Origin of the sequence: Undibacterium sp. Ji50W, assembly GCF_049340445.1 — a bacterium.
In the GTDB taxonomy this organism is placed as follows: Bacteria; Pseudomonadota; Gammaproteobacteria; order Burkholderiales; family Burkholderiaceae_D; genus Undibacterium.
In genome coordinates, this window is sequence record NZ_JBMPOX010000002.1 from 232699 (window position 1) to 252604 (window position 19906).

The 19906-nt window shown below is 51.5% G+C and carries 19 protein-coding genes; 9 read left to right on the forward strand and 10 right to left on the reverse strand.

The features are described from left to right. Nucleotides 1-2: 2 nt before the first annotated feature. From zapD to ispB, 6 genes are all read right to left on the reverse strand, one after another. Nucleotides 3-758: a cell division protein ZapD gene (zapD, locus tag ACO0K9_RS06305; protein ID WP_422982928.1), complete on the reverse strand. Its 756-nt coding sequence runs from the start codon at nt 756-758 to the stop codon at nt 3-5. A gap of 138 nt (nt 759-896) precedes the next feature. Further along, the gene (coaE, locus tag ACO0K9_RS06310) at nt 897-1511 is read right to left on the reverse strand and encodes a dephospho-CoA kinase (protein WP_422982930.1); all 615 of its coding nucleotides are present in this window, start codon (nt 1509-1511) and stop codon (nt 897-899) included. After that, nucleotides 1511-2374, reverse strand: coding sequence for a prepilin peptidase (locus ACO0K9_RS06315; RefSeq protein WP_422982932.1), 864 nt, complete (start codon nt 2372-2374; stop codon nt 1511-1513). The genes coaE and ACO0K9_RS06315 overlap by 1 nt, the downstream gene beginning before the upstream one ends. After that, nucleotides 2374-3606 carry a type II secretion system F family protein gene (locus tag ACO0K9_RS06320; protein ID WP_422982934.1) on the reverse strand — a complete coding sequence of 411 codons (1233 nt, stop codon included), beginning with the start codon at nt 3604-3606 and terminating at the stop codon, nt 2374-2376. Before ACO0K9_RS06320 ends, ACO0K9_RS06315 begins: the two co-directional genes overlap by 1 nt. 15 nt (nt 3607-3621) lie before the next feature. Further along, the gene (pilB, locus tag ACO0K9_RS06325; protein WP_422982936.1) at nt 3622-5349 is read right to left on the reverse strand and encodes a type IV-A pilus assembly ATPase PilB; all 1728 of its coding nucleotides are present in this window, start codon (nt 5347-5349) and stop codon (nt 3622-3624) included. 335 nt (nt 5350-5684) lie between these two features. Then, entirely contained in the window at nt 5685-6737 is a 1053-nt protein-coding gene (gene ispB, locus ACO0K9_RS06330; protein ID WP_422982938.1) for an octaprenyl diphosphate synthase, read from the reverse strand. A 203-nt stretch (nt 6738-6940) separates the two neighbouring features. On the opposite strand from ispB, the gene rplU reads away from it, so the two are divergent. The 4 genes from rplU to proB all read left to right on the forward strand — a co-directional run bounded on the left by rplU (nt 6941) and on the right by proB (nt 10168). Then, a complete protein-coding gene (gene rplU, locus ACO0K9_RS06335) occupies nt 6941-7252 on the forward strand; it encodes a 50S ribosomal protein L21 (protein ID WP_186946995.1) in 312 nt (103 codons plus the stop codon). Between the two features lie 43 nt (nt 7253-7295). Beyond that, nucleotides 7296-7553, forward strand: a complete 258-nt coding sequence (rpmA, locus tag ACO0K9_RS06340; protein ID WP_186946996.1) for a 50S ribosomal protein L27 — start codon at nt 7296-7298, stop codon at nt 7551-7553. Nucleotides 7554-7702: 149 nt separating this feature from the next. After that, entirely contained in the window at nt 7703-8815 is a 1113-nt protein-coding gene (gene obgE, locus ACO0K9_RS06345) for a GTPase ObgE (protein ID WP_422982940.1), read from the forward strand. A 234-nt stretch (nt 8816-9049) separates the two neighbouring features. Then, complete coding sequence (gene proB, locus ACO0K9_RS06350) at nt 9050-10168, forward strand: glutamate 5-kinase (protein WP_422982942.1); 1119 nt, start codon at nt 9050-9052, stop codon at nt 10166-10168. A 48-nt stretch (nt 10169-10216) separates the two neighbouring features. On the opposite strand, the gene ACO0K9_RS06355 is transcribed toward proB, so the two are convergent. After that, nucleotides 10217-10729, reverse strand: a complete 513-nt coding sequence (locus tag ACO0K9_RS06355) for a CNP1-like family protein (protein WP_422982944.1) — start codon at nt 10727-10729, stop codon at nt 10217-10219. Between the two features lie 3 nt (nt 10730-10732). Further along, complete coding sequence (locus ACO0K9_RS06360) at nt 10733-11305, reverse strand: RNA pyrophosphohydrolase (RefSeq protein ID WP_422982946.1); 573 nt, start codon at nt 11303-11305, stop codon at nt 10733-10735. Between the two features lie 224 nt (nt 11306-11529). Here ACO0K9_RS06360 and ACO0K9_RS06365 point away from each other — a divergent pair, with 224 nt between their 5' ends. The 4 genes from ACO0K9_RS06365 (at nt 11530) to ACO0K9_RS06380 (ending at nt 15758) form a co-directional block, all read left to right on the forward strand. Further along, entirely contained in the window at nt 11530-13266 is a 1737-nt protein-coding gene (locus ACO0K9_RS06365; RefSeq protein ID WP_422982948.1) for a proline--tRNA ligase, read from the forward strand. A gap of 101 nt (nt 13267-13367) precedes the next feature. Further along, the gene (locus ACO0K9_RS06370; protein ID WP_422982950.1) at nt 13368-13994 is read left to right on the forward strand and encodes a lytic transglycosylase domain-containing protein; all 627 of its coding nucleotides are present in this window, start codon (nt 13368-13370) and stop codon (nt 13992-13994) included. A 193-nt stretch (nt 13995-14187) separates the two neighbouring features. Continuing rightward, nucleotides 14188-14877 carry a hypothetical protein gene (locus ACO0K9_RS06375; protein ID WP_422982952.1) on the forward strand — a complete coding sequence of 230 codons (690 nt, stop codon included), beginning with the start codon at nt 14188-14190 and terminating at the stop codon, nt 14875-14877. 230 nt (nt 14878-15107) lie between these two features. Then, nucleotides 15108-15758, forward strand: coding sequence for a hypothetical protein (locus ACO0K9_RS06380; RefSeq protein WP_422982954.1), 651 nt, complete (start codon nt 15108-15110; stop codon nt 15756-15758). Between the two features lie 192 nt (nt 15759-15950). Here ACO0K9_RS06380 and ACO0K9_RS06385 read toward each other — a convergent pair whose 3' ends face one another. Together ACO0K9_RS06385 and ffh are read right to left on the reverse strand one after the other, a co-directional pair. After that, nucleotides 15951-16355 (reverse strand): SWIB/MDM2 domain-containing protein, encoded by a 405-nt coding sequence (locus ACO0K9_RS06385; protein WP_422982956.1) that lies wholly within the window; start codon nt 16353-16355, stop codon nt 15951-15953. Nucleotides 16356-16615: 260 nt separating this feature from the next. Then, the gene (gene ffh / locus ACO0K9_RS06390; protein ID WP_422982958.1) at nt 16616-17983 is read right to left on the reverse strand and encodes a signal recognition particle protein; all 1368 of its coding nucleotides are present in this window, start codon (nt 17981-17983) and stop codon (nt 16616-16618) included. Nucleotides 17984-18599: 616 nt separating this feature from the next. On the opposite strand from ffh, the gene ACO0K9_RS06395 reads away from it, so the two are divergent. Then, nucleotides 18600-19760 carry an ABC transporter substrate-binding protein gene (locus ACO0K9_RS06395; protein ID WP_422982960.1) on the forward strand — a complete coding sequence of 387 codons (1161 nt, stop codon included), beginning with the start codon at nt 18600-18602 and terminating at the stop codon, nt 19758-19760. The last annotated feature ends 146 nt before the right edge of the window (nt 19761-19906 follow it).

Below are 19906 nucleotides of genomic sequence, written 5' to 3' on the forward strand. Positions count from 1 at the left end.
AGTTACAAATTACAGAGAGTCAGGTCAAATGGAATATCGTTTTCAAAAGCCTTGGGCTTCATGTCGCCATCTTGCGACATATAACGTATCCACAGCATATATTTATTGGCAGAAATTTCAGGGATAGCCCCCAGTTCCTGAGCGACGCTGACGCGCAACAACTGGTACACCTTGCCCTGTAACATTTGCTGGTAACTGCCGGCCTGGGCAATCACTTTTGCAGTGGAGCCAGATTCGCGCAACAGACGCAGGACCACATTGATGGCAGCAAACAAGGGTGCAATCGGGGCAAACCAGGCACTGATGTCGGCATAGCGTTTTTCGGCGGAATTTTTTTGCCATGCATGGTAGCTGGGCAAATCGAACTCGCAGGCACCACCCGGGATAATAGTGCGCCCACGTATGCTCATCAGCCATTCATTGTCGCGCACGTTCTGGCCCGTCTTGCCAGTGCTGCCCGCCAGGGCGGTGCTGGCACGGTCGACATCATCCAGTATCTGGTCGAGCATGTCGGCCTGTACATTCGGATTGGATCTGAAACTGATGAGTGTGTGTTTCTGTCTGTCGAGTTCTTGCAAGAGATCGGATTTCAGGTCAGCGCGACCGGCGACTTCCAGCATTTCGAAAATGGTGGCTAGGGCGACGTGATGCTGCATGGGATCAGACTGATGTAGGAAAAATGTAAATTTTTCATATAAGTCTTCCAGCCGCAATAACGTGCGAATACGCTCGTTAAAAGGGTATTCGTAAACAATCAAAATAGTTTCCCTGTCAAAATTAGTGCGAATCCAAGCTGCACATGATTTTGAACCATACTGTGTGAAATTACAAACATCGTGTGCAGATTCTTTCAAAAAAATTTTATGCATCAACGTGTATTACTTCACACAGTACACCTATTTTTTCATCTCTGCATACGCCATGTATTGTTGATGCAGTTGTACTACCTGCGTACGGATAATTTCCAGCGGCCCCTGGTTAGTGATGACATCGTCCGCCGCCGCCAGTCTTTGCTGCCGGCTGGCTTGATTATGCATGATGGCCAGCACCTGTTCCCGGTTCAGGCTGTTGCGTGACATGACGCGCTGGATTTGTGTTTCTTCGTCACAATCAACTACCAGGACGCGATCCACCCGGTTTTTCCAGTTACCCGATTCCACCAGCAGGGGTACGACAAAAATCAGGTAACTGCCGGTGGCAGTACTGGCAGCTTTCTCGGTTTCCTGGCGGATGAGTGGATGCAGTATGTTTTCCAGCTTGTGTTTCTGCGCCGGGTCAGAAAATACCAATTCGCGCATCGCCGACCTGTCCATGGCACCATCCGCAGTCAGCAGGTCATAGCCAAATTGCTTCAGAATGGCCGGTATGGCGAGCCCGCCAGGTACGGTGAGCTGATGGGCTATGACATCGGTATCAATCAGGGCCGCACCCAGTTCACCGAGGATATTGGCAATGGTGGTTTTTCCACTGCCTATGCCACCGGTCAGACCAAGCGCAAAGCGGGCAGGCATTACATGATGCCTAGATAATAGTCGATGATCTGATGTCCCCAGACCAGGGCAATCAGGCCTGCTCCAGCGAGGTAAGGGCCAAACGGGATTTGTGATTCCCAACCCAGCTTGCTCAGTATCATCTGGGTAATACCGATAAAGGCACCCACAAATGAAGAAAATAATATGATGACCGGCAACATGCTCCAGCCCATCCAGGCCCCAAAGGCTGCCAGCAGTTTGAAGTCACCGCCGCCAAAGCCATCACGCTTTCTCAGCAGTTTATAGATTTCATTGACTATCCACAGGGCCAGATAGCCGGCAGCAGCGCCAATCACGGCATCTTTGAGTGAAGCGAAATAGCCATTGATATTCAGTAGCAAACCTATCCACATCAAGCTCAGGGTCAGGTCGTCTGGCAGCAACTGGGTGTCAATATCGATGAAGGTCAGGGCGACCAGTATCCAGACGAAAACCACCGCCGCCATGCCATTCACACCACTGCCAAAATGCCAGACCATTCCTGCCGACAACAGGGCGGTGAATAGTTCTATTAGCGGGTAGCGTGGTGAAATGCGGGCCTTGCATCCCTTGCATTTGCCACCCAGCACCAGATAGCTGACCACCGGGATGTTTTCCAGGGCGCTGATCTTGTGTCCGCAGTGTGGGCAGGCCGAACGTGGCACGACCAGATTGTAGCTATCGGTATGGGGTTTGGGCTGATCGCGGGTTTCGGCGAAATAATTGTCTTCAAACCTTTGCATCATCTTCGGCAAGCGATGGATGACGACGTTCAGGAAACTCCCGATCAGCAGGCCGAGCAGGCCAAAAAACAGCGTGCTCAGCCAAAACCCAGGGGCGGCAAACAAAAGCAATTCCAGCATCAGACCACCGAACCCAGTTTGAAAATAGGCAAGTACATCGCGACCACCAGGCCGCCAATGACCACGCCCAGAATGGCCATGATCATCGGTTCCATCAGACTGGACAGGGAGGCAACGGCTTCATCCACTTCATCTTCATAAAAATCGGCAACCTTGCTCAGCATGGAATCCAGCGCACCCGATTCTTCACCAATCGCCACCATTTGCGTGACCATATTCGGGAAAACATTCGAGTTTTGCATGGCGACGGTCAGGCTGACACCCGTACTGACTTCAGTCTGGATTTTGATGGTAGCATCCAGGTAAACGGCATTACCGGCGGCACCGCCAACAGAATCCAGCGATTCAACCAGCGGCACACCGGCGGCAAACATGGTGGCCAGCGTACGTGTCCAGCGCGCAATCGTGGCTTTGCGAATCACATCGCCAAAGATAGGGGCCTGCAACAGCAACCTGTCCATGGTCTGCTGCATTTTCAAAGAGCGTTTCCAGGATTGCATAAAGAAGTACACGCTACCAAATAAACCACCAAAGATCAGATACCAGTATTTGACAAAGAAATCGGAAATCGCCATGACAAACAGGGTAGGTGCCGGCAAATCCGCACCAAAGCTTTTGAATACCTCTTTAAATGCCGGTACCACCCAGATCATGATGATGGCGGTCACAATGAAGGCAATCCCCAGAATGGCGATAGGGTAAGTCAGGGCAGATTTGATTTTGGCCTTGATGGCCAGGGTTTTTTCCTTGTAGATGGCAAGGCGATTCAGCAACTCTTCCAGAATACCGGCCTGTTCACCGGCACCGACCAGGTTACAGAACAGCGGGTCAAAATACAGGGGAAACTTACGGAAAGCCTGGTTCAGGCTGGTACCGGTCTCGACGTCGCCACGGATATCCTGCAACAACTTGGAGACTGAGGGATTGGAGTGGCCTTTGGATACGATATCAAAAGACTGCAGCAAAGGCACACCAGCTTTCATCATGGTTGCCAACTGTCGTGTGAACAGGGAGATGTCTTTTTCAGTGATTTTTTTGCCGGTACTATAGCTTTTCTTTTTCAGCTTGGTAACCAGGATACCCTGGCGGCGCAAGGTGGCGTTGACGATGGCTTCGCCGCCGGCGCGTAATTCACCCCGTACGGTTTTACCAAACTTGTCTTTTCCTTCCCACGCATACAAATGTTCTTTGACTTGTGATGATCTGACGGACTTTGCCGGATTAGTTGCCATATGACTGTTCTCTTATTATTCGTTGGTACATCCGAGCACTTCTTCTAGACTGGTCAGACCCTGCCTTACTTTCAACAGTCCTGACTGACGCAAATTCCTGATGCCTTCGCGTTGGGCTTGTTCTTCAATTTCCATTGCACTGCCACTGGCCAAAATGATGCGTTCTATCGATTCGGAGATAGGCATCAACTGGTAAATACCGACGCGACCCTTGTAACCACCACCACTGCAGCGATCACAGCCAACCGGGCCATAGGGTTTCCAGGTGCCGTCCAGATCGTCATCCTTGAAACCGGCCTGCAGCAAGACTTCATCCAGTACATCGACTGGTTTTTTGCAGGTGCAGAGGCGGCGCGCCAGCCTTTGCGCGGTGATCAGGATGACCGAAGACGCGATATTGAACGGGGCTACGCCCATATTCATCAGACGTGTCAGGGTAGCTGGCGCATCATTGGTATGCAGGGTGGAAAATACCATGTGACCGGTTTGCGCCGCCTTGATGGCAATATCGGCAGTTTCCAGATCACGAATCTCACCCACCATGATGACGTCAGGATCCTGACGCAGGAAAGACTTCAGCGCAACCGCAAAGGTAAGGCCAGCTTTGTCATTGACGTTGACCTGATTAACCCCTGGCAAGTTGATCTCGGCCGGATCTTCGGCGGTCGAGATGTTGATGCCGGGTTTATTGATGACATTAAGGCAGGTATACAACGACACCGTTTTACCAGAACCAGTTGGGCCAGTGACCAGCACCATGCCATAGGGACGCTGAATCGCATCCATCAGGATGGCTTTGTGATCCGGATCGTAGCCCAGGGCGTCAATACCCATCTGCGCCTGGGAACCATCCAGAATACGCATAACGATCTTTTCGCCAAACAGGGTGGGCAGTGTGCTCACACGAAAATCGATGGACTTGATGGCGGACAACTGCAGTTTCATGCGGCCATCTTGCGGGATCCGTTTTTCAGAAATATCCAGCTTGGAGATAACCTTGATACGTGAAGCCAGTTTTTCCTTGATGGCCAGCGGCGGTTGGGCAATTTCCTTCAGTTCGCCATCAACGCGGAAGCGGATGCGATAGAATTTTTCAAAGGGTTCAAAATGCAAATCGGAAGCGCCCATGTTGATCGCATCAATCAGCATCTTTTGCAGGAATTTAACGACCGGGGCATCATCAATTTCTATTGCCTGGTTGTCAGCGGCAGCCTGAGTAAGGTCGTCTTCCTTGAATTCGAGTTCAAAGTCATCGCCGGCGATGTCAATCAGGGTTTGTTCTGAGGTTTTACCCAGTCTTTCCAGCAGTTTGACCAAGGCATCATGCTGCACAATGATGATGTCAACGCCCAGTCCGGTCTGAAACTTGACCTGATCCAGTGCCGAGTTATTGGTCGGGTCAGAAAGCGCGAGCGATACCTTGTTGCCTTTTTTTGCGATCGCAATCATGCGCTGTGCCTGCATGAGCTTGGGGTCTACCAGCTTTTCTGGTATCAGTGACTCATTGACCAGCGATAAATCCAGCAATGGATAACCAAACACATCCGAGCAAAATGTCGCCAGGTTGCGTGCATTGATAAACCCACTTTGCAGCAAGCCATCAATGAAGGTAGTTTTGTCGAGCTGGGCCTTTTTGCTGACGACGTCAACCTGGGCCGCAGTCAATAAATTGGCCTGCGTCAGTGCGCGCGCCAAACCTGAGGTCGGGGGGAGAGTGGCTGAATTTGGTTGGACTGCGGACATAGGGTCTTTTGAGTAAAATTTACCAATACAATCAGTTGCCTTAGGATAATGCAACTAAGCCCGTTATTTGTAAAGGCGTTCAGGGGAAAACCCGGTATCTAAGCAGCAAATACGCGGCAAAACGATCTAGATTGTAACTTTCGTAGCATGTTGCCTGCTGTTCGTTACACTCGTGTTACAAATTCTGCTCAGTTGTCAACTGCGGTATCAACTGCGTTGTCAGCTACCTTATCAGCCCAGTCCTTGGTTCTACTGCACACCTCACATCTTTTCCAAGTCATCCCCCGAATTCACGGTATTTTGCAGAATTGCGTATGACGAAGGTGCCTGCAAAATTAATGGTTGCGACCCACAGCAAAAGCGCACAACTGCACCATGGCCTGTTTGTACTTGCTTTCTGGCAGGGTGGCGATGGCAGTGGCAGCGCGATCGGCTGCTTTTACCGCTTCATTCTGAGTATAGGCCAAGGCACCGGAACTGGTAATGGCACTCAGGATGGCATCAAATTGAGATTCGTCGCCATGTTCTATGCAGGCCCGCACCAGTTCTTGTTCGGCAGCATTGCCATTCTTCATCAGGTAAATCAGGGGCAGGGTAGGCTTGCCTTCGCGCAAATCATCGCCCACATTCTTGCCTATGTCCTCAGCATTGCCGGAATAATCCAGTACGTCATCTATCAATTGAAATGCAGTACCCAGTGAACGTCCGTATTCGCCGGCGGCTTCAATTTCCTGCTCACCGGCACCAGCAATCAGGGCACCGATCTGGGCGGCGGCTTCGAACAGCTTGGCTGTTTTGGAGCGTATTACCTGCAAGTAGCGTTCTTCCGTCACGTCTGGGTCATGCATATTCAACAACTGCAAGACTTCGCCTTCGGCAATCACATTGGTGGCATCTGCCAATATTTGCATGATTTGCATGTTATTGATCGATACCATCATCTGGAAGGCGCGTGAGTACAGAAAGTCGCCGACCAGCACCGATGCGGCATTACCAAACAAGGCATTCGCTGTCTTGCGCCCGCGCCGCAGCGAGGATTCATCCACCACGTCATCATGCAGCAGGGTGGCGGTGTGGATAAATTCGACTATCGCCGCCAGCTCGTGATGATGCTTGCCCTGATACTGGTAGGCATTTGCCACCAGCAAGACCAGTACCGGTCGTATCCTTTTTCCGCCTGCGCTGATGATGTATTCGGCAATCTGATTCACCAGAGGTACTTCAGAATGCAGTTTGTTGCGTATGACCTGGTTGACTTCCGACATGTCAGAAGCAATAAGGTCGGTGATGGGATTGGGGTTGTTTGTGGCAGACAAGGGGGAACCTGCAAAAAATCCAGAATGGCCAAGATTATACGACGCCATGCCATTGTTTTGCTTGAATTGCACCAGAGCTTCCGGCTTTATTATACTTTCTGGTCATTAACGCCCCGGCTTTTTGCTGCGGCGAGGCCTGCGCTGCTGAAAAAATATGCAAATAGTCTTTGACGCTTATTCGGGAATTATGTACAATTTGTGGTTTTCCCGATTTCCCAGATGGTTTCTCAGTCCGGCGGGAGAAAATTCCTAATTTTTATTCGATGAGGTTTCACATGTACGCGGTCATAAAAACCGGAGGCAAGCAATACAAAGTTGTCGCTGGTGAAAAACTTAAAGTAGAACAGATACCTGCAGACATTGGCTCCGAAATCACCATAGATCAAGTGCTCGCATTGGGCGCTGGCGAGACCATTAAATTTGGTGCTCCACTGGTCACAGGTGCTACGGTGCTGGCTAAGGTTATAGATCACGGTCGTCACGACAAAGTGCGCATTTTCAAAATGCGTCGTCGTAAGCATTATCAGAAACGTCAAGGCCATCGCCAAAACTACACTGAATTGCAAATCGTATCTATCAACGGCTAATCCGTAGATAAGTTAATTTACCTGAACTTAAGGAGCTAATTAAATGGCACACAAAAAAGGCGGCGGCACCACGCGCAACGGCCGTGACTCAGAATCGAAACGCCTGGGCGTTAAAGTTTACGGCGGCCAAGCTATCAATGCTGGCGGTATCATCATTCGTCAACGCGGTACACGTGTACACGCTGGTGAAAATGTTGGTATGGGCAAAGATCACACTTTGTTCGCTCTGGTTAATGGCAAAGTACAATTCGCGATCAAAGGTGCAGCACGTCACCAGTTCGCCATTGTCGTTCCAGCGTAATGCATTGAAGTAATTCAAAGCAGGGCGCAAGCCGGTATGTAGAAAAGGCTCTGCCATTGGTGGAGCCTTTTTAGTTTCAAGAAATCCTGTATAAATCGGTTGCTACAAGTGGTAGCAAAGATTTATACAAGCTTTTTTAGGTGGTAAAAATGAAATTTATTGATGAAGCCAGGATAGAAGTGATCGCCGGCGATGGTGGCAATGGCGTTGCATCCTTCTGTCGTGAAAAATTCCGTCCTTTTGGTGGCCCGGATGGTGGCGATGGTGGTCGTGGTGGCAGTATCTGGGCAGTGGCAGATCGTAATATCAACACCCTGGTTGATTATCGTTATTCCAAATTGCATAAAGCCAAAGACGGTGAAAATGGTCGTGGTGCAGACTGTTATGGCAAAGGTGCGGATGATATCTTCCTGCGCATGCCGGTTGGTACCCAGATTTGCGACAGGAATACCGATGAAGTCATTGCCGATCTGACTGAACATGGCCAGCAAGTTGAACTGGTTAAAGGTGGCGAGGGCGGCTGGGGTAATATCCACTTCAAGACTTCCACCAACCGTGCGCCGCGTCAGCGCTCTGATGGTAAAGAAGGTGAGCGCCGCGAATTACGCCTGGAATTGAAAGTCCTGGCCGACGTAGGTCTGCTGGGTTTGCCAAATGCCGGTAAATCCACTTTCATTACTGCGGTATCGAATGCACGCCCCAAAATCGCTGATTATCCTTTCACGACCCTGCACCCGAACCTGGGTATGGTGCGTGTCAGTCATGAAAAAAGCTTCGTCATCGCCGACATTCCTGGCCTGATCGAAGGTGCTGCTGATGGTGCCGGTCTGGGCATACAATTCTTGAAACATTTGCAACGCACAGGCTTGCTCTTGCATATTGTTGATCTGGCACCGTTTGATGAGGCTGTTGACCCCGTCAAGGAAGCCAAGGCCCTGATCAAGGAATTGCGCAAATACGACGAAAGCCTGTATGAAAAGCCGCGCTGGCTGGTGCTCAACAAGCTGGATGTCCTGACTGCAGATGAACGCAAGAAAAAGGTCAAAGACTTCGTCAAGCGTTTTGCCTGGAAAGGCCCGGTCTTTGAAATTTCCGCCTTGAATCGTGAAGGCTGCGAAGAACTGGTGACTGAGATTTACAAGTACCTGGAAGAAAAGCGTACCCATGAACAGCGTTCGCAAGAAACCACGATGAAAGAAGAAGCGCAGGGCATCCTGTCCATCGATCCAGACGATCCGCGTTTCAAAGTACTGGAAGACTAATAAAAAACCTGGTTTTTACCAGGTTTTTTTACGTTGGCACGCAAGAGTTTTAATATATGTTTTGATATATGGTAAATTTCTTTTTGATAATGAAAATCCCATAAAAAATAGAATATCCTCTCATAATCTGAATTAAATTTAGATTGCAACGACACTATCCATATAAAGTATAATTTTGATTTACTGCGAGCTGGTAGCGCAGTGACATTACCACATTCACATTCGTATTCATTTATGCAATCTGTCATTCAGCAAGCAAAACGTCTGATTATCAAAGTAGGTTCATCACTGGTGACCAATGATGGCAAGGGTCTGGACAAGCAGGCCATTGCCAGGTGGGCTGCCCAAATTGCCGGTCTGCGCGCCATGGGCAAGGAAGTGGTGCTGGTTAGTTCTGGTGCGATAGCCGAAGGGCGGCAACGCCTGGGTTTTGAAAAACGACCGACTGCCATCCATGAACTGCAGGCTTGTGCTGCTGTCGGCCAAATGGGGTTGGCACAGATTTATGAAAGCAGCTTTCGTGAACACCAGATAGGGACCGCACAGATTTTATTGACGCATGCGGACCTGGCTGACCGCGAGCGCTACCTGAATGCACGTTCTACCCTGTTTACTTTGCTGCGCTTTGGCATTGTCCCCATCATTAATGAAAATGATACGGTGGTTACCGATGAAATCAAGTTTGGTGATAACGACACCCTGGGTGCGCTGGTGGCGAACCTGATTGAAGGCGATGCGCTGATCATCCTCACCGATCAAAAAGGCTTGTACACAGCCGACCCGCGCAAGGATCCGAATGCCACTTTTGTGCATGAAGCCAGGGCTGGTGACCCTGCGCTGGAAGCCATGGCAGGTGGTGCCGGCTCCAGCCTGGGCAGCGGTGGCATGCTGACCAAGATACTGGCAGCCAAACGCGGTGCCAGCTCGGGTACCCATACCGTCATTGCCTGGGGCCGTGAAGACAATGTCTTGCTGCGCCTGGCGCAGGGCGAGAACATAGGCACCCAGCTGATTTCGCAAATGGCACCTCTGGCAGCACGCAAGCAATGGATGCTGGACCATTTGCAAACCCTGGGTCAAATTGTGCTGGATGCCGGGGCAGTGCAAAAATTGACACGCGAGGGTAAATCCCTGCTGCCCATCGGTGTGTTGGATGTGCGTGGCGAATTCAGTCGCGGTGCGGTGGTGACTTGTTGTGATGAGGCGGGCAAAGCAATTGCCAGAGGGCTGAGCAATTATTCAAGCGCCGACGCCCGCCGCATCAAACGCCATGCCTCAGCAGAAATTGCATCCATACTTGGTTTTGTGGAAGAGCCAGAGTTGATACACCGCGACAATCTGGTTTTGTTATGAAAAATGGGCGCTGAATTCAGCGCCCATGTTCATCCCGGTTATATCATTTTAATAATATGACATTTTCTTGCCGCGCAATTTATCCAGCAAGACATTGACCTTGCCCGCTACTGTCCGGCCTTCGCAAAAATATTCCGAAAACAGGGTGCTGTGCTGCTTGTTGGCACCGGTGCTGGAGATGGTGTCCCATTGGTTGCGGCGCGAGCGTGACCAAGTGCCGTCCGGGCGTCCAAAGGCATACAGTTTGACTTCATATGACTGGCAACGCAGACCTTCATAGCTAACGTTTTTTGCACCGCCGGTGCTAGTAGCTACCAGGGTATAGCGGATGGTGCCATCGCTGGCCACCAGCAGGGATTTGGTATCAATCGCAAAAGACTGGCTGCCGCTTTTGTAAAAATTCAGCAGGTTTTCAGCTTTTGGTGCTTCTGGCAATTGCAGGGCAACTTCGCGCCATTCCTTGTCATCTTCATCAGGTTCTTGCGCGTGGGCCAGAGAGGATGACAACAGCAAGGTGCAAAACAGGCTGCTTGCCAGGTGGCGTAATGATAGTGTTGGCATAAATTATTTAGATTCTTCCGGCTCGGTTTTCTTGGTGTCGCGATTCGGTTGCGCTTGTTGCTGATTACGCAAATACCTGTTGCGGTTGGAATTCGGGTGCTCGGCCCGGTGCACGTAGCGTGATAATTCTTGCAAGGCCAGTTGATACACGCCTCGCTTGAATTCGATCACCACGTCCAGCGGTACCCAGTAGTCATGCCAGCGCCAGGCATCAAATTCCGGGTGCGTGCTGGCGCGCAGATTGACATCGCAATCACGGCCTATCATACGCAACAGGAACCAGATCTGCTTTTGTCCACGGTAATGCCCGCGGATTTCACGCTTGATAAAATGGTCTGGCACCTCATAGCGCAGCCAGTCGCGGGTGCGACCGATGACTTTGACGTGCTCTGGAAGTAGTCCGGTTTCCTCTTCCAGTTCCCGGTACATGGCCTGTTCCGGCGATTCACCATATTTGATACCACCTTGGGGGAATTGCCAGGAATGCTCGCGCACCCGCTTTCCCCACCAGACTTCATTGTTGGCGTTAAGCAAAATTATGCCAACGTTTGGGCGGAAGCCTTCACGATCCAGCATGTTCAACCTCAAAACTTTCTGTGGCTAAACGGCTTGCTCCTGCAATAGACAGCGTAGAGAGCGTTTGTTTCGTCGAAAAACACCGCATTTTTCAGCGGGCAACGTCAAGCGAGGCGAACAAATCGCAGTTTCCTTCATCAAATGTGCAAAGAGTGGGCGCATTAGCCAGCTAATCCTTTAAAATTGAGTTGATTATAACCCTCCATTTAAAAAGAATCACTGTCATGCGTGCTACACGATTTTTTATTTCCACACTGAAAGAAGCGCCTGCCGATGCCGAGATCGTCAGCCATAAACTGATGATGCGTGCAGGCATGATCAAACGCCTGGGTTCTGGCATTTATAACTACATGCCCATGGGCCTGCGTATTATTCGTAAAGTTGAAAACATTGTTCGTGAGGAAATGAATCGCGCTGGTGCGGTTGAAATGCTGATGCCGGTGATACAGCCCGCTGAATACTGGCAGGAAACCGGTCGCTGGGACAAATTTGGCCCGCTGATGATGCGCGTGAAAGACCGCCATGGCCGTGACTATGTGATACAGCCTACATCGGAAGAAGTCATGACCGATGTCGCACGTACTGAAATTCGCTCCTACCGTCAGTTGCCGGTGAATTTTTATCATATCCAGACCAAGTTCCGTGATGAACGTCGTCCGCGCTTTGGCCTGATGCGCAGTCGTGAATTCACCATGAAGGATGCGTATTCCTTTGATCGGGATCCGGCCGGCATGCAGCAGTCCTATCAATTGATGTATGACGCCTACACCCGTATTTTCCAGCGTCTGGGCCTGCAGTTCCGTGCCGTGGCGGCAGACAATGGCGATATCGGTGGTTCTGGCTCGCATGAATTCCACGTGATTGCCGAAACCGGTGAAGATGCGCTGGTGTATTGCCCAAGCTCTGATTACGCCGCCAATATGGAAGCCGCTGAAGGCGTGCCACTGACAACTGAACGTGCAGCAGCCAAGGCTGAACTGAGCAAAACCGCCACACCCGGCAAGGCCAAATGCGAAGATGTGGCTGCCTTGCTCAATATCCCTTTGCAGCACACCGTGAAATCCATCGTCCTGACCGTTGAAGATGAAGAAAAAGGCGAGGCTGGCAAACAACTGTGGCTGCTGCTGCTGCGTGGCGATCATGAATTGAATGAAGTCAAAACCGGCAAGATACCTGGCCTGGCGAATTATCGCTTTGCCAGTGAATCGGAAATCCTTGAATGGTTTGGTACGCCACCAGGTTATCTGGGCCCGATCAACACCAAAAAACCGGTCAAGATCGTGGCGGATCGTACGGTTGCCAATATGGCTGACTTTGTCTGCGGCGCGAATGAGGCTGACTTCCATTTTACCGGTGCCAACTGGGGTCGTGACATTCCTGAGCCGCTGGTTGCCGACATCCGCAATGTGGTGGCTGGCGATCCTTCACCAGATGGCAAGGGTGTGCTGGCGATACAGCGTGGCATTGAAGTTGGCCATGTATTCCAGCTTGGCACCAGTTATTCGCAAGCGATGAAGGCGACGTTCCTGGATGAAAACGGCAAGCCGCAATTGCTGCAAATGGGTTGCTATGGCATAGGCGTCACCCGCATCCTGGGGGCGGCAATAGAACAGAATTTCGACGACAAGGGCATAGTCTGGCCTACTTCGATTGCACCATTTGAAGTGGTCATCTGTCCTATGGGGATGGACCGCAGCGAAGCCGTCAAAACTGAAACAGTAACCCTGTACCAGGCTTTGCTGGCGGCAGGCGTGGATGTCATTTTGGATGACCGTGGTGAACGTCCAGGTGCCATGTTTGCAGACTGGGAGCTGATAGGTGTGCCGCATCGCGTGGTTATCGGTGACCGCGGCCTGAAAGAAGGCAAGCTCGAATATTTGGGACGTCGTGATACCGAAGCCAGCAATGTAGCGGTAACTGAAATGCTGACCTTCATCCAGTCAAAATTGGCGGGAAATTAAGTCACAGGATGAAGTATTTTTTCTTGCGCTTTTGCGTGTGGCGCAAAGGAGGTTCTGGCGATAGCCATCAGCCTGAACTGCAAGGCCAGCGGGGGCGAAGGATGCCATTCTTCGTTTGCCTGGCGGCCTGCCTGTTCGCCTTTTCTGGATTGCCGGCCCAAGCTGGTAATCAAAAAGAAGAAGCGATGGCAGATGCCGTGCGGCTGGCGCTGGCCAAAGCCATTTCTGATTCGACGCCACCCAAACCCACCTTCAGCAATATCGAAGAACGTATCAAATACATCAACTGGCTGGGCGAAATGTCTTCGCGCCTGAAGCGGCGCATTCCCGACATGCAGACCCGCCGTGAGTTACTCGAAGCGATCTGGTATGAATCCAAACGGGCCGGTCTTGATACTGCCATGGTCATGGGCCTGATACAGGTGGAGTCTGCCTTCCGCAAATATGCCACCTCGGTGGTCGGCGCTCGTGGCTATATGCAGGTCATGCCTTTCTGGTCGCGTGTGATTGGCGATGGTGATGCAAAAAAGCTGTTTCAGATGCAAGCCAACCTGCGTTATGGCTGTTCCATCCTGCGCATGTATATAGACATGGAAAAGGGCGACCTGTACCTGGCCCTGGGGCGCTACAATGGTAGCCGTGGTCGTCCTGAATATCCTAAAGCCGTGTTGGCCAACTGGAAAAACTGGGAATTCAGCGGTGACAGCGCATCGCAACTTCGCAAGTAGCGTGTTGCGCGACGTCGGGGCCAGTTAAACAATCCCTTGAAAAATTGGCGGGCCAAACATGGCCTGCCATTTCAAAATACTGAGTCAGGGCAAATCGCCTCTAGATTTGCCCTGTCGCTGGCTGCTCCGGTTACCGGCATTTGCTGGTGCCTGCGCAGTGCAGGTTGTTTATTCAGATGAACCAGGGACCCGCATGCCGGCACTTTACTACCGCGAAGAAATTGGCAGTGCAGACTGGTTGAAAATCCTGCAATCACGCTGGCAAATGCTGGCAGTGGTAACGCTTGCCCATCTCTTGTTATTCGCGTTGTGGCCCACGACCCGCCTGCATAAAAGCGACAGTTTCCTGTCCCGGGCTTTGTGGATGAGAATGCTGGAAATGCCCGCGCCACCCAAGCCCGAACAGGCCGCGCTTGTCAAACAATCGCTGCCGGTCAGGCAGCCGACGGTGCTGAAGACCCCTGCTACTACCGCTACCACCGTCACTACCGCTGCGGTTGCAGGCAGCACAGAAGTCAGCCCGACTACCTCTCACACTACGGAGCCGGTCAGCCAAACCATCACACCTGACATGGCTATAGAGAATCCCGTCACCCTGCAGCGCGATATCCGCAGCATCATCAAAGGGGTGGAGCGTGAAATGCCGAACCGCATACTGACCGATATCCGGCCAGAAAAATCCTCCATGCTTGCATTTGCCATCAATGTCGAAGCCGCAGCCCGCCCGCGTGGCACCAGCTATAAAAATATAGTCATGTCAGACGGCACAGCGATGACCAAGGTCACGACATCTGCCGGCTCATATTGCGTGATAGGGGCCAAACCAGGAGCCGATATCACCAGGGCACCTGGTATACGAACAGTCAGTTGCGGCAGCTATTGATTATTGGGACTTACGCAAAACCGCCCCAACTGCGTTGCAGCTCCTAGCCGTACTAAAGTACTGTCTTCGTCACTGCGCCTTGTTGGGACAATTTTGCGTAAGTCCTAATTATTATTGATTATTTCACGATCGGGGGGGGCGGATGCGCAAATACCCGGTCTGGCAAAGGCCAGTGTTTGTCATGTCGCTGCAATCTGGATAGACTGTTCACTGTAAATCGGAGAATAAGAATGCTGGTACTCGACTACCGCAGCAATGCAAAGCGCACTGACTGGCAGATATTGGCGGCAGTGCTCTTGTTTCATGCCAGCCTATACGGCTTGTGGCCAGTATTGAAGGCAGGCTTGAATGAAGAGAAAATCAGGACGGGAAGCCTGATTTTCCTGGATTTGCCAGCACCGGCCAAACCATCAATGCAACAGCCAGATAAAAAAGAAGCAGAAAAGCCGATCACATCCCAGTCTTCATCCCCACCATTGCCAGTCAATGCACACCCCAGGTCTGCCACAGCAAGCACACCTGCGCCTGTAACACCAGACATCAGTATAGAAATGGAAGCCCAATCCAGTCCCCAGCCCAATGCGGGCATCAATCGGGATGTAGGGGAAATTGTTAAAGGACTGAAAAAGGATTTCCAAGAGCGTGAGCGCTTCGCCAGTAAAGCAAGTGTCGATCCCATTGCCAAGATGGGAGAGCGCATAGGCTTGTCAGGCACGGTCAATCGCGTGGGCGTCAAGCATGAAGTGCATATACTGGGCGATGGTCGCCCGGTATCAAAAGTCATCACCCCTTTTGGCACCTATTGCATACTGCACCGCAAGCCGGGTGAGATCATCGGCAACGAACTGGCGACTGTGCCAGTCACCTGCGGGAATTTGTGATTACCACAAAGAAGACCGGGAGCCGATCCAGGGAAGACAGCAAGAAGCAAGCAAGTAAGACGCAAGCAAGAAACAATCAAGAAGCAAGCAAGAAACAAAAATGCCCGCGCGATGCGGGCATTTTCGTTTGGGACAGGACTGGATGCTTCCCTTTAAGTCTCCCAAAGCAACTTCGGAATCTGCTACTAAAAATCAGGACAGATGACCGGAAATGAGTTTAGTCATTTCAAACATGGACACTTGTTTCTTGCCACCGAAGACGGCTTTCAACTTGTCATCCGCGTTGATGTTGCGTTTGTTTGCTTCATCTTGCAGTTTGTGTTTCTTGATGTATTCCCATACTTTTTTAGTGACTTCAGTACGAGGAATTGCTGCTGCACCGATGACTGCTGCCAGAACTGGAGAGATCGTCATTGGTTTCATGAACGCTGCATTTGGCTTGCGTGCTGCTGCTGGCTTGGCGGCTGCGACCTTTTTAGGAGCGGCTGCTTTCGCTGCTGGTTTAGCGGCTGCTTTTGGAGCGGCTGCTTTCGCTGCTGGTTTAGCCGCTGGTTTGGCTGCCGGTTTTGCTGCTGGTTTCTTTGGTGCTGTTGCCATAAATAGCCTCCTTCACAAATTTCGTGGACGGAGCTTTGATCGTTTTGAAAAGCTCCTGCATTGCGTCACTTCACGCATCGCTAATAGTGGTGCGGTTTTTACAGGGATGCAAGTGTTTTTTGCTGGTTTTTGTCGAAAAAGTGCAGGAATTTGCCTGTCGTTGGATTTACGCCTAAAAAAAAGCCGGATAAGCGGCCATTCTGGCGGCTATCCGGCTTCTTTCCTCAGAGTGAAACGCAGAGGGAAATCGGCGCTTTCCTTCAGCGCTTTCCTGGCATCATTCCCTTCATGCCGCGCAACATTTTCATCATGCCGCCGCCACGCAATTTCTTCATCATGGATTGCATCTGGTCAAACTGGGTCAGCATGCGATTGACTTCCTGTATCTGTACACCAGCACCGGCAGCGATACGGCGCTTGCGCGAAGCCTTGATCAATTCCGGCTTTGACCGCTCCTGTGGGGTCATGGAATTGATCATGCCTTCCATGCGGCGCACCTGTTTTTCGGCCTGGTCCATATTCGCGCCACTGGCGGCTTGCTGCATCTGCGCCGGCAGTTTGTCCATCAGATTGGACAATCCGCCCATATTCTTCATCTGCGAAATTTGCAGTTTGAAGTCGTTCATGTCGAATTTACCGCCATCCTTGAGCTTGTGCGCCAGGTTCTGGGCGGCGGCCACATCCATGCCTTTTTGGGCAGATTCGACCAGCGCCAGGATATCGCCCATGCCCAGGATGCGATTTGCCATACGGGTGGCATCGAAAGATTCCAGACCGTCGAGTTTTTCAGCCACGCCGACAAACTTGATCGGCTTGCCGGTGATATGGCGTACCGACAGCGCCGCACCACCACGTGCATCACCATCCAGCTTGGTCAATACCACGCCCGTCAAAGGCAGGGCATCGTTAAAGGCCTTGGCGGTATTGACGGCGTCCTGACCCAGCATGGCATCGACCACAAACAGGGTTTCTATAGGATTGACGGCGGCGTGAACGGCAGCAATCTCTTGCATCATCGCTTCGTCTATACCCAGGCGACCAGCGGTATCGATGATCAGTACATCGTGGTAATGCTTTTTGGCGTAGTCGAGGGCGGCCAGAGCTATATCAACCGGTTTATCCGTTGGCAGGGATGGGAAGAAATCGGCACCGACCTGTTGAGTGACTGTTTGCAACTGACCTATCGCCGCCGGGCGGTAGACGTCGGCGGAAACAGTTAATACCTTTTTCTTTTTTTGCTCTTTCAGATATTTGGCCAGTTTACCGACGGTCGTGGTTTTACCGGCACCCTGCAAACCGGCCATCAGGATAATCGCTGGTGGCTGGCAGGCAAAACTCAGTTGCGAAGCATCTTCACCCAGATCCGCACCCATCAGTGTCGCCAGTTCTTTCTGGACGACGCCAACCAGGGCCTGGCCCGGGGTCAGGGAAGAAATCACTTCTTCGCCCATGGCTTTTTCTTTGACGCGGGCGATCAGTTCACGTACGGCGGGCAGGGCAACGTCGGCTTCCAGTAAGGCCATGCGTACTTCACGCAGCATGTCGGCGGTATTGGATTCGGTCAGGCGGGCTTCGCCGCGCATGGTCTTGACGACCTTGGCAAGGCGCTGGGTAAGGTTATCGAGCATGTTTGTTTAAGAAATCTTGAGTAAAAATCAATAGAATGCAATGTCCTGTTTTAGCTTGCTTATATTTTTATTAATATAAGCAGCTGGCTATCACCACATCAAGGAAGCTTTTGTCAGCACAAAGTGCTGCAGCAGCTATGTCGTTCAGTGATAGTCTGCAAGACAGGTAAGAATAAACCGGCATTTTACCTGATCATCAAGACCCACTCAGGCATTTCGCTTTTTGGCAGGGGCGGCAGAATCTTGAATTCTGGATTTTCAGAATATATCTATGTGATTTGTGTGGTTTTCCGCACGCATGCGGGAAACTACGGATGCATTTCCATGTAGACGGGAGTTAAATCCCGTAGGCAGCCTTCATTTCTATACGTGGTATGAAGTCTGCTAAGAACCTGCTTACGATCTTAAGCGCGAGCGCAATCGGAGTCCACGCGGGGCTCATGCGCTGCTCAAAATGCGCATGGTCTTAAGACCATTCCGTTTTTTGCGCTGCGTTTTTGTTACCCTTACCCCGCTGATGCACAAACGCTAGCTCGCTACAGATCGTAAACAGGTTCTAATATAAGAGCATAGACAGCATACAAAAAAATAGCTGCTCATCAATCAGGAGACAAACATGAAACGACTTCAACGCGCGTGGCGTTTGCCACGTGCTCTCGGCATTTGCGCCCTTGTTCTCATCCCCGGTTTGTTCCCTGCCGTGTCCCAGGCGGAGGAGGGGGTGACTGATACTACTATATTGATAGGGCAGACCGTCGGCCTGACTGGCCAGATCGCTGGCCCCGTCAAGGAAATGAATGCCGGAGCCGCCGCCTATATTTCACAGGTGAATAAAGCGGGCGGTGTCAATGGCCGCAAAATTGAGTTACGCATCCTGGATGACAAGTTTGACCCCGCCATTGCTGCAGCCAATGCCGAAACCCTGGTCAAGAAAGAGCATGTCTTTGTCCTGTTTCAAAGTCGCGGCACGCCGCATACCCAGGCTATCCTGCCGGTACTTGCCGCCAATAAAATCCCGCTGATCGCGCCAAGCACTGGTGCCGCCGTGTTTCACACCCCGGTGAATCACTACCTGTTCAATGTGCGGGCAAAATACCAGGATGAGGTCAAAAAAGCGGTGGAACAGTTTTCTACCATAGGCTTGAAAGACATCGGCATCGTCCATGTGGATGACACGTTTGGCGGTGATGGTCTGGCTGGTTTCACCGCCGCCATGAGCATTTTCAAATTGCAGCCCTCGATCATCGCCAAGTATGACAGGGCCAAGCCGGATGTCGCCAAGGCCGTGGATGAGGCAATGAAATCACCAGCCAGGGCGCTGGTCATTGTCGGTTCTGCCACCACCGTGTCGGAAATCATACGCGGCCTGCGCGCCAAAGGCAGTGCCATACAAATCATGACCCTGTCGAACAATGCCTCGCAATCATTTATTGATTCACTGGGCCCGGCGGCCATCGGTGTCATGGTGTCGCAGATCATGCCGGCACCACACCTGGTGTCGAGCATACTGGGGCAGGAATTCAAAGCCATCGCCAAAGAGCATGGCGTGACGGCCTCTTATGCGGCGATGGAGGGTTTTGTCTCAGCCAAAGTACTGGTGGAGGGCTTACGTCGTAGTGGCAAGACGCTGACGCGAGAAGGGCTGGTGCGTGCGCTGGAATCCATGCACAAGGTAGACCTGGGTGGTGTGACGGTCACTTATAGTGAGCGCGACCATAGCGGCAGCGAATTTGTTGAATTGACGATGATAGGCCGGGATGGCAAGTTTGTGCGCTAGGCAAGTCGTTGGTGCTTGCACCAGCTTGCATCCTTTTGCGGTGGCAGAAAGTGCGAAAACACCGACAAGCGCCGTCTGGCTATCTGGAACTTCGCGCTGGCGTCAGGCATGGGGCAGCGAAAAGTGAATAAAATCAATGATTTATC

Excerpts from the sequence above, each read along its gene's own strand:
- coaE (WP_422982930.1), bottom strand. The coding sequence starts at position 1,511 with ATGCCTGCCCGCTTTGCGCTTGGTCTGACCGGTGGCATAGGCAGTGGA.
- ACO0K9_RS06315 (WP_422982932.1), bottom strand. The coding sequence starts at position 2,374 with ATGCTGGAATTGCTTTTGTTTGCCGCCCCTGGGTTTTGGCTGAGCACG.
- ACO0K9_RS06320 (WP_422982934.1), bottom strand. The coding sequence starts at position 3,606 with ATGGCAACTAATCCGGCAAAGTCCGTCAGATCATCACAAGTCAAAGAA.
- pilB (WP_422982936.1), bottom strand. The coding sequence starts at position 5,349 with ATGTCCGCAGTCCAACCAAATTCAGCCACTCTCCCCCCGACCTCAGGT.
- rplU (WP_186946995.1), top strand. The coding sequence starts at position 6,941 with ATGTACGCGGTCATAAAAACCGGAGGCAAGCAATACAAAGTTGTCGCT.
- rpmA (WP_186946996.1), top strand. The coding sequence starts at position 7,296 with ATGGCACACAAAAAAGGCGGCGGCACCACGCGCAACGGCCGTGACTCA.
- obgE (WP_422982940.1), top strand. The coding sequence starts at position 7,703 with ATGAAATTTATTGATGAAGCCAGGATAGAAGTGATCGCCGGCGATGGT.
- proB (WP_422982942.1), top strand. The coding sequence starts at position 9,050 with ATGCAATCTGTCATTCAGCAAGCAAAACGTCTGATTATCAAAGTAGGT.
- ACO0K9_RS06355 (WP_422982944.1), bottom strand. The coding sequence starts at position 10,729 with ATGCCAACACTATCATTACGCCACCTGGCAAGCAGCCTGTTTTGCACC.
- ACO0K9_RS06360 (WP_422982946.1), bottom strand. The coding sequence starts at position 11,305 with ATGCTGGATCGTGAAGGCTTCCGCCCAAACGTTGGCATAATTTTGCTT.
- ACO0K9_RS06365 (WP_422982948.1), top strand. The coding sequence starts at position 11,530 with ATGCGTGCTACACGATTTTTTATTTCCACACTGAAAGAAGCGCCTGCC.
- ACO0K9_RS06370 (WP_422982950.1), top strand. The coding sequence starts at position 13,368 with ATGCCATTCTTCGTTTGCCTGGCGGCCTGCCTGTTCGCCTTTTCTGGA.
- ACO0K9_RS06375 (WP_422982952.1), top strand. The coding sequence starts at position 14,188 with ATGCCGGCACTTTACTACCGCGAAGAAATTGGCAGTGCAGACTGGTTG.
- ACO0K9_RS06380 (WP_422982954.1), top strand. The coding sequence starts at position 15,108 with ATGCTGGTACTCGACTACCGCAGCAATGCAAAGCGCACTGACTGGCAG.
- ACO0K9_RS06385 (WP_422982956.1), bottom strand. The coding sequence starts at position 16,355 with ATGGCAACAGCACCAAAGAAACCAGCAGCAAAACCGGCAGCCAAACCA.
- ffh (WP_422982958.1), bottom strand. The coding sequence starts at position 17,983 with ATGCTCGATAACCTTACCCAGCGCCTTGCCAAGGTCGTCAAGACCATG.
- ACO0K9_RS06395 (WP_422982960.1), top strand. The coding sequence starts at position 18,600 with ATGAAACGACTTCAACGCGCGTGGCGTTTGCCACGTGCTCTCGGCATT.